This window comes from Erwinia sp. 2186, from assembly GCF_057812255.1.
The window spans coordinates 78111-91979 of record NZ_CM173824.1; the positions used below are offsets into that span (position 1 = coordinate 78111).

15 protein-coding genes are annotated in these 13869 nt (G+C 48.3%); 10 read left to right on the top strand and 5 right to left on the bottom strand.

Annotated features, from left to right (window positions below; genetic code table 11):
• Positions 1-42 precede the first annotated feature (42 nt).
• The 7 genes from ACXKZG_RS00355 to ACXKZG_RS00385 all read left to right on the top strand — a co-directional run bounded on the left by ACXKZG_RS00355 (position 43) and on the right by ACXKZG_RS00385 (position 4532).
• The gene (locus ACXKZG_RS00355; RefSeq protein ID WP_488875522.1) at positions 43-1158 is read left to right on the top strand and encodes a mandelate racemase/muconate lactonizing enzyme family protein; all 1116 of its coding nucleotides are present in this window, start codon (positions 43-45) and stop codon (positions 1156-1158) included.
• Positions 1159-1566: 408 nt separating this feature from the next.
• Positions 1567-2409: a DUF3289 family protein gene (locus ACXKZG_RS00360; RefSeq protein ID WP_488875523.1), complete on the top strand. Its 843-nt coding sequence runs from the start codon at positions 1567-1569 to the stop codon at positions 2407-2409.
• Positions 2409-2861, top strand: a complete 453-nt coding sequence (locus ACXKZG_RS00365) for a DUF943 family protein (RefSeq protein WP_488875524.1) — start codon at positions 2409-2411, stop codon at positions 2859-2861. The genes ACXKZG_RS00360 and ACXKZG_RS00365 overlap by 1 nt, the downstream gene beginning before the upstream one ends.
• Before the next feature lie 42 nt (positions 2862-2903).
• Entirely contained in the window at positions 2904-3005 is a 102-nt protein-coding gene (locus tag ACXKZG_RS00370; RefSeq protein WP_488876298.1) for a hypothetical protein, read from the top strand.
• On the top strand, positions 3002-3454 hold the full coding sequence (locus tag ACXKZG_RS00375) for a DUF943 family protein (RefSeq protein WP_242600520.1): 453 nt from the start codon (positions 3002-3004) through the stop codon (positions 3452-3454). The genes ACXKZG_RS00370 and ACXKZG_RS00375 overlap by 4 nt, the downstream gene beginning before the upstream one ends.
• Positions 3455-3474: 20 nt before the next feature.
• Complete coding sequence (locus ACXKZG_RS00380) at positions 3475-3930, top strand: Hcp family type VI secretion system effector (protein WP_488875525.1); 456 nt, start codon at positions 3475-3477, stop codon at positions 3928-3930.
• 392 nt (positions 3931-4322) lie between these two features.
• Complete coding sequence (locus tag ACXKZG_RS00385) at positions 4323-4532, top strand: hypothetical protein (RefSeq protein ID WP_488875526.1); 210 nt, start codon at positions 4323-4325, stop codon at positions 4530-4532.
• A gap of 406 nt (positions 4533-4938) precedes the next feature.
• Here ACXKZG_RS00385 and ACXKZG_RS00390 read toward each other — a convergent pair whose 3' ends face one another.
• A complete protein-coding gene (locus ACXKZG_RS00390; RefSeq protein ID WP_488875527.1) occupies positions 4939-5295 on the bottom strand; it encodes a nuclear transport factor 2 family protein in 357 nt (118 codons plus the stop codon).
• 245 nt (positions 5296-5540) lie between these two features.
• On the opposite strand from ACXKZG_RS00390, the gene ACXKZG_RS00395 reads away from it, so the two are divergent.
• Both ACXKZG_RS00395 and ACXKZG_RS00400 read left to right on the top strand, forming a co-directional pair.
• Entirely contained in the window at positions 5541-5981 is a 441-nt protein-coding gene (locus ACXKZG_RS00395) for a GNAT family N-acetyltransferase (RefSeq protein WP_167738389.1), read from the top strand.
• A gap of 167 nt (positions 5982-6148) precedes the next feature.
• A complete protein-coding gene (locus ACXKZG_RS00400) occupies positions 6149-6739 on the top strand; it encodes a LuxR family transcriptional regulator (RefSeq protein WP_488875528.1) in 591 nt (196 codons plus the stop codon).
• Positions 6740-6780: 41 nt separating this feature from the next.
• On the opposite strand, the gene ACXKZG_RS00405 is transcribed toward ACXKZG_RS00400, so the two are convergent.
• The 4 genes from ACXKZG_RS00405 to ACXKZG_RS00420 all read right to left on the bottom strand — a co-directional run bounded on the left by ACXKZG_RS00405 (position 6781) and on the right by ACXKZG_RS00420 (position 12241).
• Positions 6781-7938, bottom strand: a complete 1158-nt coding sequence (locus tag ACXKZG_RS00405) for a CblD like pilus biogenesis initiator family protein (RefSeq protein WP_488875529.1) — start codon at positions 7936-7938, stop codon at positions 6781-6783.
• A 12-nt stretch (positions 7939-7950) separates the two neighbouring features.
• On the bottom strand, positions 7951-10686 hold the full coding sequence (locus ACXKZG_RS00410) for a TcfC E-set like domain-containing protein (protein ID WP_488875530.1): 2736 nt from the start codon (positions 10684-10686) through the stop codon (positions 7951-7953).
• Positions 10687-10762: 76 nt separating this feature from the next.
• A complete protein-coding gene (locus ACXKZG_RS00415) occupies positions 10763-11266 on the bottom strand; it encodes a CS1 type fimbrial major subunit (protein WP_013204479.1) in 504 nt (167 codons plus the stop codon).
• Positions 11267-11443: 177 nt separating this feature from the next.
• Positions 11444-12241 carry a fimbrial protein gene (locus tag ACXKZG_RS00420; protein ID WP_488875531.1) on the bottom strand — a complete coding sequence of 266 codons (798 nt, stop codon included), beginning with the start codon at positions 12239-12241 and terminating at the stop codon, positions 11444-11446.
• A gap of 498 nt (positions 12242-12739) precedes the next feature.
• Between ACXKZG_RS00420 and ACXKZG_RS00425 the strand changes: the two genes are divergently transcribed.
• Positions 12740-13588 (top strand): hypothetical protein, encoded by an 849-nt coding sequence (locus ACXKZG_RS00425; RefSeq protein WP_471720804.1) that lies wholly within the window; start codon positions 12740-12742, stop codon positions 13586-13588.
• The last annotated feature ends 281 nt before the right edge of the window (positions 13589-13869 follow it).

The window sequence follows — 13869 nt, forward strand, 5'->3', positions numbered from 1 at the left end:
GCCGCCTTTGCTTCACTATTTTGCCACCAGGAAACCGACTTGATGAAAATTACCGACGTAGAAGCCTTTTACTTACGGCTGCCGAACATTGAAAAGCGCACCGACAGCTCGCAGGATGCGCTGCTGATTAAAATCTCCACCGATGCCGGTTATGTCGGCTGGGGCGAAGTGGACGGCAGCCCGTACGCGACCAAAGCGATCATTGACGCGCCGTATTCCCACACCATGGTCACCGGCCTGAAATCGCTGCTGATTGGCGAGAACCCGCTGGACACCAAGCGCCTGTGGACCAAAATGCACAAAGCGACCATCTATTACGGCCGCAACGGCGCGGTGATCCAGGCGATGGCCGGTATTGATATCGCGCTGTGGGATATCAAAGGCAAGGCGCTGGATAAACCGATTGTCGATTTGCTGGGCGGCGCGATGCGCGACAAAATGCGCGTCTACTCTTCCAATATGTTCCAGTACAGCATTGATGACACTGTGGCCCGCGCCCGTCATGCGGTCGATACCGGCCACACCGGCGTGAAGTTTGGCTGGGAACCGTTTGGTGAAAATGAGGCGTTGGATATGCGCTATCTCGACGCACTTCGCCACGCAATTGGCGACGATGTCGACCTGATGCTCGACGTCGGCCACGCGTGGGATGCCAAAACCACCATTCGCCGTGCCGAACGTTTCGATCCGTTCAACCTGTTCTGGATTGAAGAGCCGCTGCACCCGGATAACTTTGCCGGTTACGGCCAGGTTTCCGCCGCCTGTACGCAGCATATTGCGGCCGGCGAGCAGGAGTGTTCGGTCAGCGGCTTCCAGCGTCTGATTGATGAAGGCGGCATTGATATCGTGCAGATCGACCTGACCCGCACCGGCTTTACCCAGGCGATTGAAATCGCCAACTATGCCCACAGCCGGGGCCGTAAGGTGTGTAACCATAACTTCACCACCGACATCAACACCGCCGCCTCGCTGCACTTCCTCTGCGCCATCGAGAATGCGCTGGTAATGGAATATTGCGTTGAGCCGGGTGAAATCAGCCGCTCGCTGGCGAAGAACCCGGTGCGCATTGAAGACGGTTACGCCTGGCTGCCGTCAGAGCCTGGCCTGGGCGTCGAGCCGCGCGAAGACATTATCGAGAAGTTTTTGGTGCGAGATTAACGGCGGACTGACCTGGCCTGGCGTCGCCGGGCGGGTTTACTTGCAGGCAATCGCGCACGACCTTTGTTACCTTAAAGCCGCTTAATCGCGGCTTTTTAATTTAAATAAAAACCAATCTGAGAATTGAATAATAAAGACTATCCCGATGCCGGTTAATCGAAGCAGTAATTTAGAATGGTAACAGGGATGCCACGGAAATACGGATTTGCTTAATGATGAAGGGGGGGATATAAGTTAAGATTAGCAAATCTATTAACGCCTTCTGCCAACAGCCTAAAAATAAACTTGCTGTTTTGTAGGTTTATCACTTTTCTGCATGATTAATCTGACGTAAAGTTTCGTTATTCGCCCCTGATAAAAAGCCTGTCTGAATAAAATAGGGATTTCCCGTTACAAGGAGTAACGCAGATGACGATGGCCCGTTTCCCGCAGACTATCTTCTCCACGCAGCGATCATTCGACGATTACGGCACCGATGATATGCGTTGCGGCGACATTACCGAATCACGGCTGAAAGACGAGTTTGCCCTCAGCACCCTCTCTAACGTCGTTGACCCTTACACGCTGACACGACTGACGGCCTTCAATAACCCGCAATCGCGCTTTGCCGGCGTCTATGGCGATAAAAGGGCGGGGAAAGTCAGTGTCGAGGAGTGTGCGAGACTGCTGTTTGATGAACTTCAGGTCACATCGCTGCCTTTTTCCATATATGGCCCCTTTAGAAATCTGATCAATCAAATGTTCAGCCATATGCAAACGGCGAACGGCGCACCGTTCCGAGATTTGCAGCTGGACAGGGGATATCGTGAACAGATCCTTAATGATGATTCTGAAAAAAGCACTCGATTGGGAATCCAACAGGTCATTAACGATAACGTCAATTTTGATAAAGAAGGTTTTCCACAGAAGGAAATCATCACTATCACCGATAGTGTCAGTGATAAGGTATTACCGAAGTTCGACTCATTAGTTTTTGATAAAATTAATGGATTGGGAATCACTGTTCATGATGTCTATGCTACGCATATCGAGATTATCAGTCTGGATATCCGGGGAAATCGCTGGAGAGCAAAAGTTAAGTATACCGGGCAGGATCACTTTGGCCTGGACGTAAATGACATCAGTAAGCAAAGATTCCATCAGTTTCACTTTTTTAGGATCTGGTTCGTTTTACAGAGATTTAACCGGTTTGGATTCAGTCCATTTATGACAAATATGGAAGCAACTATCGATATACAAGGAAGCAGGTAGTGAAAAAACTGTTTATCACATTGGCCATATTGGTGTTTATGGCATCAGGTGTCTATTTTTATTTAAATGGCCGGGAAGTTAAGGTTATAGATGTGCATCTTACACCGTATTCGGTAGTAATAATTGTTAATCATCTGCCTCTTTCCACTTCGACCAGTATTGATTGGTGGTTGAAAAATAAATCCGCTATTTACTCAAAGTATAAAATACTCCCCAGCAATGCCGGTTGGCCAGAATCTATAACATTCTTTGCTTTTGGTGAGGGGTATCAGGAATTAGGCCAAGAGGACCGGCTATGTTTCGCTGATATGAAACCACCTCAAAACTGCATCGATAAAGGCATTCTCATGCAGGTCAGTCGCACCCGAGATGGCGACACGCAGTTCAGACGCCACGGGAATACTTATCTTATGACGCAAGATGGAAAAATCACCGAAGTCAGCAAGGATTAGCTTTTGGACATCAGTAAGCCTAAATTTCATCAGTTGCAGTTTTTGAGGATCGGGTTTGTCCTGCAACGTTCTAGCCCATTTAGATTTCGTCTCTTTATCACCCATATAGAAGCGACAACAGATATTGATGGAGCCGTTAAGTGAAAAAGTTAATGATAAGTATATTGTTGTTAGTGCTGACTGCCACAGGCGTATATATCTATCTAGATTTCCGAAGCGTAAAAGTGATCGATGCACATCAAAATACCACTCATGCAGAAATCCTTGTTGATCGTCTTCCGGTTTCAACCTCCGCCAGTATTGACTGGTGGATGAAAAATAAATCCGCTATTTACTCAAAGTATAAAATACTCCCCAGCGATGCCGGGGGACCAAGATACATAACGATCTTTGGTTTTGGTGAGGGGTATCAGGAATTAGGCCGGGAGGACAGGTTATGCTTCGCTGACATGAAACCACCTAAAAACTGCATCGATAAAGATATCCTCATGCTGATTTATCGCACCCGCAATGGCGACACGCAGTTCAGACGCCACGGGAATGCGTATCTTATGACGCAAGATGGAAAAATCACCGAAGTCAGCAAGGATTAGCTCAGAAGAGGGTTCAGGGAATGAGTAATTTGTTTATCAAGGTCGACAACATCAATGGCGAGTCTCAGGACGCTGACCACAAGGGCTGGACCGATATCCACTCTTACAGCTGGGGCGTAAACCGGGTTCAGGCCGGTAAGGGAGGCGCCAACCATCTCAATCTGATTGCCCAGGCGTCAATGGATAAATCCACCCCGGCGATGTTTCTGCACGCATCGAATGGCCATAAAATTAGCAAAGTACAGCTCTCGGCCTGCAAGGCTGGCGGTACCGCACTGGAATATTATCGCATCACGCTGGAGAACGTTTTTATTGCCGGAGTTTCTTTCAGTGACGGCGGTGACAAAGCCCGGATGCAATATGCTTTTCAGGCCGAGACGGTAAAAGTGCAGTACTGGGAACAGAGTGCCTCCGGCGGTAAAGGCGCCGAAGCCAGGTCGGGCTGGGATATCAAAAATAATACCTCGGCTTTTTGACCAGAAGGAGAAACCTTCCAGGCAGACGTGATGGAGGCCATGGCCAGTTCTCCACTCTTCGATCTGTTCCCAGGCGGTGGGGTGGGCAGTTGTGTTTGATGGCTACTAAGAGGTGTTTATTGATGCGCAGAGGCTTTCAGCGATGAAGGTCCGCTTAGAGCGTAAAACGAACGTTTTTTTAGAAAATGAACATTAAGCATTTGTCCTAATCAATCTGGATTACATCTGTCCAATTAATATGATTACCTCATTAATCCCCGCGAGTACCCTTGATGCGCTCGAATTTTCATCTATCCGGTCTGTTTATGGGTTGAAACACATAATAGGCTCAACTTAGTTAGGTCTCTCCTGTATAATTAAGTCCTTTAATAAGTGTGTTGAGAGAGGTATACATGGCTTTACAAGTGGATTTTGAACAACAATGCCGGGATAAAATGACGGTAATTTTTCTGGCGGAAATCATGAATAGACTTGGTGTGGTGGATGCAGGAAAGGTGTTCCAGAACGTGGTCAAAAAAGTAGAAAAAGAAGAGGATGAGAGTAGTCGGTTGAAGATGCAAGGTTTCATTCGTAACGTTAGGGAAGATTATCTTAATAACTGATCCACGCTGAATTTTTAATAAAAAACCATGGAAGATGGTACCGCACAAAATGGACTAGCATTGGCTTGTACGCTCATTTCACTTTCTTTAGTGAAACAAGCCCTTCGGTTTGTAATTACAATGATGTTAATAAAAATTTTTAGGTGAAATTTTAAGTCACTGTGTATTTATTATAATATAAATCCCTTGTTTTTTATAATGGGTTAGCTATTTCATATAAATATTCTAGCGGAGGAGTGTATGACGTTCTCGCAATCATAAAAATCAAAAAATATTTTATGATTATTTCATTTAGAGTTTATTTACATTCTCTGGTTCCGCTATGAACGAGGAACGGACATTGGCTTTTCGTGCCTATAAGAGATACCCACCGGGTGGGGCGGTTTTTACCGTGTCCTTGCCAAACTTATACCGCACCCGCCTCTGGTGTTCCCTGATGGAATGCCAGCTCCCATCGCTCCCTGTCATAATACATCCAGCAGGAAGAACGCAGGGATGCTCGGCTGCCGTCCGAATTAAACGTCTTGTAGTGCAGAATGGCGCAGTACTCTCCGATGCTGATCAGCCGGAAATCACTGCTAAGAATGATCGTTGGACTTAATTCGCCAGTCAGAGATGCTATCGTCTCCGCGCGGTCAACTATTACGCCTGAGCGTGTAATTTCCCGAAATTCCGGATGCAAAATCTGTTCAAGCCATTTTCGATCATTCCTCCGGGCACCGTGAAGACTGCATTCAAGTGCTTTTAGCTTTTCCAGGAGCATTTTGCTCACCCTAATTGAACCCTGACAGTTGAATGAATTTATCATAACATCCCAAGGCTAATCTTTAATGGCCCCGAGGGGTAACCTACGCTTTTGGCACAGGACTACCCACGACAATACCAAAGGGCATCTATGAGCGAACAGCGGATATTATTAGCACCCTTGCAGCTCAAATCCCTATGGTTCTCAAAAGATAATGGTGGATATCATTAGCAAAATTTATTATAAAACAGGGAGTAAGACTCATGAGTATCAATGTAAGAACAGCTCAACTTTCTGATATTGATGGTATGTTCGACGTGAGAACATCGGTAACCGAAAATCATCTTAGTCGTGAAGAAATGCGTCAGATGGGGATTACCGAAAGCGTCGTGGCCGATATGATTGAGAAGAATCATTGCGCATGGGTTGCGACTGAAAACGACAAAATCATTGGTTTTACAATGATTTTGCCGGATGAAGGTTGTCTTTTTGCGGCCTTTATTCTCCCGGAATATGAAGGCAGAGGCGTAGGTCGCAGGCTTGTTGTGCTAGCTGAGCAGGAATTATTCAAACATCATGAGATTGCCTGGCTGGAAACCGATAAAAATAGTCGCGCGGCGAAATTCTACATGCAACTGGGCTGGGGCAATGAAACAACTATTAACGGCACTGATATCAAATTAGAAAAACGTCGCGGTATGTAAACCAATTCAACTTCTATCAAGGTCCGCTCCTGGCACAGAGCGGACCGAGACCGGTAGCAGGTCTCTTCGACGTAGCAGACAAACTTAACACCAAAAATGGACAGTTAACTTTTAACGTTAAACCGATATTATTCGGAGGATAAGGGGAATCTCATCGGAAATTAAAAATGGATGCTATTTATTTGGATCAGTCCTACTATCACCAGCAGGGCATGACTGCGTTGATCGGTGAATCACTGTTATGCTGTTGTAGCGATATTGGTGAAGTAAAAAACAGGCTTGATCAGAAAAGTAAACCCATTTTTTCGCCGTTGATTATTTTTGATTTACCTGCAAATTTCCGCACAGCGCTGACTTACATCGATTATCTGACACGACTCAAAACCAACCGAAACACAACGCTGATTTTCTTCTCAGATTTCGAGAAAAATATTTTTAACTATAGCGAGCACGGCATCAAAGCCGACTTTTTTATCGATAAAAAATCCTCCACAGACATAATTTCTATTAAACTTGCGGAGATGCTGATACTTCACAAAAACGGCCTGTCATTTTCCTCATCCGTGATGAGTAATGATTTAACAAAATGCGAATTCAGTTTCCTGTGTTCTTTATTCACCCAAGGTTCGATTGATGGTGTGGCGAAAATAACCGGTGAAAACAAAAAAACGCTCTACAGTCATCAGGCCAATGTGGTTAAAAAACTTAACCTCAAAAACAGTCTTCATCTGTATAAGCGTCTTACCTATAATTTTTAATCCAACAGTTTTATTTATCAGAAAATAAGTCTTTCAGGGAATTATTGCGTGGTCGGGGTATAAATAATCCTTAGAGTACCGCGATATCGCCCCGCCGTTTTTGACGACAAAGTGAAAGATGGCGTCATCAACTCCATCGGTGCGGGAACGCACAGCACTGAATTTCGCTGTCCCGGTAAAACGACGCGCCGTAATACGCCTTTATTGGTACCGCTCCAGATGACCTCGGTGCCGTTTTGCACTGCCTGCCGTGCTTTGGTCAGCGGATTAATCACCTCTATCGAATAATCCAGACGATCTTGTGCCAGATTTTTATTGCCGCCAATGAGATATAACGAAAACAACCCCGTGGCTCTGGAGGGCGCGGCAGAACCTTCGTCCTGAAATATCAGGCTTACGCGGTTGCTGTCCGAATTATTGCCATCATAAAGGCACATATCCAGCGAACGGCTGCCGCTTACCGTGGTGGTTGCGCGTGCGCCGGGGAAGATTTTCAGCCCGAGATCCACATTCGCCGCCGCATTGCCAAACTCCGGCAGATAGATCTGCTGATTACCGTAATCCGTCACCTTAAAGGTCATGCTGGCGATCCAGTCACCCAGCTTGATCACGTTGGTACAGCCCACATTCACGTTCTGCGAATTCCCGGTACAGGTTACGGGCCATTGCATCAGCGACATTTTCAGCGTTCCGCTCCAGGTTCCGGCGGCGGGAAATTTACTCAGCTCCGAAGAAGGTACATACGCCGAATAATCCGTACCGTCGCCCCTCGGCGTAACTTCTCCACCAAAGGCATTCAGCGGAACCAGATTGGTTGCCACGACCACATTATTTAGCGATCTACGTTTGGTCATATAGACATTGAGCACCAGCGTCTGTTTAGTGGTGCTTTCTGTAAACAAGACCGGCACGGGATACGGCGCGGGGGAGGCTTCCAGCCAGACCGGAAACGTCAGGCAGGCACCGTACTGATTGCTGGTTCGTGACTGGCACACCAGCGTGTTCCTCCCCCATTTTGGTGCGTCGTTGGTGTCATAACCGCCGTTTTCGTTGGTCCAGATGGGCAACTGCGCCGGTACGGACATCCGGTCGAAGGACACGGCGACGCTGGTATTGCGTCCTGTCGGCGTGAGTGAAGCCGCCTGTGCGCCGGCCATCAGGCATATCAGCGCCAGACTGGCAAGAAGTCTACTTTTCATACAAAATCCCTATTATTGTTTCTGCGAAGAAAACGCTGCCCGCGCAAGAGGACCTTCATCCGTGCGGCGGGTAGCGATCAGCATTTTTGCTCGCTGCTGAACGTCCTGCGGCACCGACGCAAGTTCAACCGTTTTACATTCGCTGTCGCCAACATAACGCACGACGTCATGCGTGCTTTTCACCTTCAGTTCGCAGCGGTACATCTGCCTCCCACGCGCCATATATAAATTCTTCATGCGGTGATCGGTTTCCGCCGTGAATCCGCCCTGTCCTAATCCCGACCAGCTGGTGACATTTATCGGCGTCGCGCCTTCCAGCGGCGTTTGCTGATTGACCATCAGTCTGCCGAGATAGGTGTAGCGCGAGACGATATTCACCTTGCTGACCAGCATCCGTCCCGGTGCGATAAAAAGCGTGCGGCGTCCGGCACCCTGCGTGATTTCACTGCGCATACCGGCGGTGGATTCGATGGAATCATTGATGCTGATATGACTTTGCGTATACGCCGGCACGCTGAACAACGTACGGCCGGTACCGCGCAGACTTGCGCTGCCCGCGCCGTCAACGGAGACATCCACTCGGGTATCCCGGCTTTCATCGGTGCTCGCGACGTTCAGCCCGATGGCAGCACCAGGCAGGCCGTTGCCCCATTTTCCCCAGTACAGACCGGATTTCGCCACCGCCAATGAGGAGTTATAGCTTCCGCTACTGCTTAGATGCTGGCCCGACGCACCCGAAGAGGCTGAACTGAACGCCAGACTGCCGCTGCCGTACTCGCCGCTGGTTTTTCCGTAAACCGACGCATTCAGCGTATTGTCCTGATTCCCGTTGAGATTCACGCCGATTTCCTGCTGATTCTGCGCATCGAAATACCAGTTTTGCGCGACGTTATAGCCAACCTGATCTTTACTGCTGCGGTCAGTCTGATAAGTCATGCCCACCGAGCTGTAATTCGAGCGCGCATTAATCGTCGGCGTGCTGACCCGCGAAAGTGAAACGGAAAGAAATCCGCCGTTATCGCGCTTCATGCCGGTGCTGCTGGTACGCGTAAAAAGGTTGGCGCTGGTATTGATGTTGATGCCGCCGACGCTGAAACCGCGCCCCAGCCCGGCCTGCCAGGTGGTAGTCTGCGTTTTGTTATAGCTGCTGCGGCGTGTCCACACCGGCACCACATCGTTATCATCGAGCTGGGCTGGGATCACGTTGCGGCCTTCATTTTTACTGGCGCTGTAACCGGCGTTCACGTACCAGCTTTTCACCGGCACGCTGAACATCAGGCTGCTGCTCTGATAGCAGCCGCTGAAACCGTATTGGCCACCGTTGTTGCTGTAACAATCCTGCGCATACAGTGCGCTGCGGTAAAAGCTGAGGGAAAAACCGTCGTTATAAGTGGCTTGCTGAATGTTGCCGCGAGAGCCTTCGCTGCCCTTCAGGTAACTGAAGCGGGTGGTGAGAATGCCGTCGAGCAGCGGGTTATCGAATCCGTGACTCCAGTCGAGTGCGCTTTCGACAAAATGGTGGCGGTTGGTCGCGGCCACACCGCCTGTGAACGCGGCTTCACGGGTGAGCGGCACTTTGATCCCCGCCTGCATCACGCGGCGATCGGCACCGTTTTTTGATTCTGCACCGTTGCCCTGTACCTCGTGGTCAGGAACGGCACCGCCCTGCACAAACCATTCGATGTTCTGGCTGGTGACATTGCCCGTACGGCTAAAAGGCACCTGCTCGGTGCGCGATAGCTGATTATCTTCGTAAACACGCAACGTCACGGTGTAGCTGCCGTTAGGGAACGCGGTGGTATCGAGGTTCTGTGTCCCCGCATTCAGGTAAAAGGTGCCGAGTAACTGCCGATCGCGATAGGCATCAATACGCGAGGGGCGGGTGATAAACACCGTCACCGGCGTGCCCTGCGCGGCCTGTGAGTTGTTCATCCAGGCGAGCGTGGAACCGACACGCATACCTTCGATGGTGCTGAGCGGCAACTGGCTGAGGGTAATATTTCCGCCTGCGTTGCTGAAAATATCCCGGGAGTCCATGCGCCCCGCCTGAACGTAATAGCGTTTGCCAACGTCGCGGCGCAGGAAAACATTGTTAAAATGCACATCTTGATGATTTTGCTGGCGATATTTCTGCGCCAGATAGTCCCAGTCAATACCGGCATAACTATTTTCCGTCAATCCGATCGCGCCTGCGCCCTGTACGGATAACGTCTGGTCATCGTTATTAGTCACGAAGTTGATATTCTGCTGATGTATAAACGCCGCTTCCGTTTCTGCCGTCTGTTCGTAGTACGGCGAGTTCCTGGTTGCGGCAAGCGGCACAAACTCAGGGCCGAGGAACAGCGCGACTTTGCCATTATTTTCATCATAGATAAGCGCAACCGAATCTGTTTCCAGATAGTCACACCCGCTCACGCCGCCGTTACTGCTGCACGCCAGATTCCCGTTACGTGCCATAGGCTTGCCGATCAGATGATCCAGCAGCGCTTGCTGCTGAGGACTCTTTTGATAATGCGCCATCACCGCCTGCGCGACGGCTTCCGGTTTGAGGAAAGTGACGGTATCGAGGTTAACGGAGGCTTCAAAAAGTCCGAGCGATTGCCCGTAGATAGACAGATTGACCCACAGCGTCTGGCCGGTGACCAGCGATTCAAAACCAGGTGGAACCTGGGTGGCGGCACGGGCTGAAAGAAAGGGGATCAGGGTAATGAAAGAGGCGATTGTAACGATCCGGAAAATGACCTTCATTACAGCGTCCTGCTGAAAAAGAATAACAAGGGGGCGAACTGCCCCCCGAAATAATCTATCAATCAACTCCGGCAAATCAGCTCGACGTCGTTGCCTGGGTAATCAACAGGCTAACCACGCCGGAATAGCTGCCGGTCGCCAGAGGCGCTACGGTTGCCGGGGCGATTTTCAATGGCAGAACGGAAGAACCGTTCTCAGTGCCCGCCGGAAACAGGGATGCGTAAGTCAGGGAGGTCGCCGTGGTGGTGATCGGTTTCAGATCTGCACCCAACGTGACTTTCAACGGAACGGCGGTACCGGTTACGGTTTCGTTTAACTGGGCAGTACTCACCAGCGCCACGTTGATATTAGCGGTAGAAGAATTCGACCAGATTTTGGTATCCAGTGAATAAGTAGATAAACCACGGCCAGGAATATATTGCATATTAATGGTTGCCGGCAGCGCAGTGCCGTCTGCCTGAGTCATATCTACCGTCGAATCAACGTTGGCATTAACAGTGATATCTTTCTGCACAGCCTGTGCATTAAATGCAGCCGTTAACGCAGCAGCGATGAAAAGTGGTTTGATTAATTTTTGCATTTTAGCTCCATGAAAATCCATGTAATGGTCATAACGCTAAATAATTCGAGCTGCAGGAAGGTGACTCAATACAATCAACGCGCCTGCGGCTTGAAGAATGACGCGCATCCATGACCGTTTTATTGACAATGAACTGCTTCATAACAAACGGATTGTTATTCTTTTAGAATAAATTGATTATTTCCCGAGAACGTATTCGTTCATACTTCTCGTTTTCTGATCAACATATTTAATTCTGATTTCCTGTGCAGCTTTTATTTCATCTGGCGTCCATGCTTTGAACCGCAATGTCTCATCCGGATATATCGTGGCGTGTTCCTGTTTCCACTGGCAGCTGCTGCTGCTATTTTTTTGCAAGCAGAAAGCGACTTCGCGGATCGCTATGCGCACCGTGCCATTGTTTTTAACCTCGCCCGACGATAATGGGATCAGTGATAATACCGCGTGTTGCGGCGGTATATGAACCAGCACGCCCCAGACTAAATTGATGCCCAGCTGGTTACTGATTTTATTCTCCTGACCGGTGTTATCTTTCAATTCCTCCGGCGCACCGACGGCCTCGAAGTAAACACGCCAGGCGGTCTCTTTCTCCGGAGGTTGTAAAGAAATAAGACGAATGATGCGTTGCGAACCCGATGCCAGCGCGAATTTATCCGGGGTCGCAATCAGCGAGCGTGAAACCGCATCTTCAATCAATATTTCTTTTTCAAATTGTGTAGCAGGGCGATCAATTCGCTTAATGCTGACTTTAATAAACTGCGGCTCACCGCTTTGCGACAGGGTTTGAACCTGCGCTGCTCCCTGACTATTAAGCGTAACCTCCATGGGATAAACGCTCATATTTGCCAATGAAGCAGGCACGGAAAAAAAAGTCATTAATATCAGTGATAAAAACAGTAGCCTGGCGAACTTCTTTTTACAAAACAACGCAAAAGAATTGCCATAACGCAGGGGCTGATGACGTGACTCTTCCATGATAAATCCTTATGAAATCCATTAAAAACGTGCCGGTAATTCCCCCTCCTGAGAGAAATCCTGTTAACCTGGACATCTGAACTCACGGGTTTAACTTGGCGATAAGAAAATTCTCACACAGGCTTTGTTATGTCACTGTCCATTTTTGTGGTTAATTTTTTAAGAGAAAGGGAAAAGGATTCTTATTGCAGAAAAAACCATATAAATCATTGAAGTAGCTAACTAAAACATCCAAGCCAAAAGCAAGTCATTGGCTTTTGAAAATATTTTAACCGGTCAAAATAAAATCAGGTATTATGCTATACGGCCGCTTTAGTGTTAGGATTATCCTCAGAAGGGCAATAAAGACCCTTGCTGATTTTAACAAGAATCGTTAAAAACTAACCGCCTCTATATAGCAAGATGGACCATTTCTCAACGGGTTATAAATAAAATCTAAAGAAAGAGTGGCGGTATTTTTTTATTTGCATTATGGAACCAGGTAAAGTAAGCAGCAATATGAAAAGAAAACAAAAACTCACCGAATTAATTTTTCTCCGTGCAGAAGTAATTAAGTCCCACAAAAACATTGAGGCAGTCATGCAGAAGCACTGCAAACTACTGTTTAGACTTTATCTGACTAAGCCACTCTATTTTAAGGTTATTTTTAAAGCAAACCGTTTTATTATCGGTTCTGCCCTCATTGCGTATTTCTACACGACAGAAAAGCCGACGCTTCGCCAGGTGAAAAATTTTTGTAAGAAAACGGGGTTAATCAGTGACAACACGATTGATTCTTTTCTGCTTTTTATCCGGGTAGGCGGTCGTATGGACGTCAAAAAGGATCCGCTGGATAAACGAAAGTTAAACTATCAGGTAACGTCAAAAGCGCTTGATGAAACCCGTGCGTTAATTAATACCATGATGATCCCCTATGGGATGCTTTATCCGGAGTTCGATGTATCCGGATGTTTGAAAATGGAAAATTTCACCGCCAGTTATTTCCAAAAATATTCCGAAATCACCCTCAATCAGGTATATCTCTTCGAGATGGTACCGGATTGTAAGGCGTTCGTTTTCAGAGATGCCGGGCACATGCTGTTGATGGATCTCTATATCGAGAGCATCAAACAGCAGACGGTGGTGATCGAGTACAACTACCTGAAAGCCTCACTCAAGTGTGGTGTGTCACGTTCGCACATCAGACGATGCCTGCAAGCCGCAGAGGTTGGCGGTTTACTGACGCTCGATACAGCGAACAACACCATCATCCTGCACCCGACCTTTATGCAAATGGCGCTGAACTACTTTGCGGTTTACATGGCGATGGTCGAGTATGGATTGAGTGGTTTGCCCCCGCGCCGGTAAAGGATCCTGCCCGATAGTTTGAGTACAGCAGGCGCGTCTGGGCATACCAGGATTTAAAGCTGAATGTAAGGAAGAAGCCGTCCGTCAAATAACTGAACGCGGTTATTCCGTCGGTGAATCATCGCATTATGATGGCGGTGCCCCATCGCTCCTTCACTCAGGCTTTCCCAACCGACAAGCTGACTCTGTACGGTCAGCGTCCTCCGATTTCTTACCGCAAAGGTTGTTGAACAATCGCCGTCCGGCTACCCTCTGGTACGCACTAACGCTGGAACTGAGGA

Coding starts and splice junctions, on each gene's coding strand:
- ACXKZG_RS00355 (WP_488875522.1), top strand. CDS start 43: ATGAAAATTACCGACGTAGAAGCCTTTTACTTACGGCTGCCGAACATT.
- ACXKZG_RS00360 (WP_488875523.1), top strand. CDS start 1,567: ATGACGATGGCCCGTTTCCCGCAGACTATCTTCTCCACGCAGCGATCA.
- ACXKZG_RS00380 (WP_488875525.1), top strand. CDS start 3,475: ATGAGTAATTTGTTTATCAAGGTCGACAACATCAATGGCGAGTCTCAG.
- ACXKZG_RS00385 (WP_488875526.1), top strand. CDS start 4,323: ATGGCTTTACAAGTGGATTTTGAACAACAATGCCGGGATAAAATGACG.
- ACXKZG_RS00390 (WP_488875527.1), bottom strand. CDS start 5,295: ATGCTCCTGGAAAAGCTAAAAGCACTTGAATGCAGTCTTCACGGTGCC.
- ACXKZG_RS00395 (WP_167738389.1), top strand. CDS start 5,541: ATGAGTATCAATGTAAGAACAGCTCAACTTTCTGATATTGATGGTATG.
- ACXKZG_RS00400 (WP_488875528.1), top strand. CDS start 6,149: ATGGATGCTATTTATTTGGATCAGTCCTACTATCACCAGCAGGGCATG.
- ACXKZG_RS00405 (WP_488875529.1), bottom strand. CDS start 7,938: ATGAAAAGTAGACTTCTTGCCAGTCTGGCGCTGATATGCCTGATGGCC.
- ACXKZG_RS00410 (WP_488875530.1), bottom strand. CDS start 10,686: ATGAAGGTCATTTTCCGGATCGTTACAATCGCCTCTTTCATTACCCTG.
- ACXKZG_RS00415 (WP_013204479.1), bottom strand. CDS start 11,266: ATGCAAAAATTAATCAAACCACTTTTCATCGCTGCTGCGTTAACGGCT.
- ACXKZG_RS00420 (WP_488875531.1), bottom strand. CDS start 12,241: ATGGAAGAGTCACGTCATCAGCCCCTGCGTTATGGCAATTCTTTTGCG.
- ACXKZG_RS00425 (WP_471720804.1), top strand. CDS start 12,740: ATGAAAAGAAAACAAAAACTCACCGAATTAATTTTTCTCCGTGCAGAA.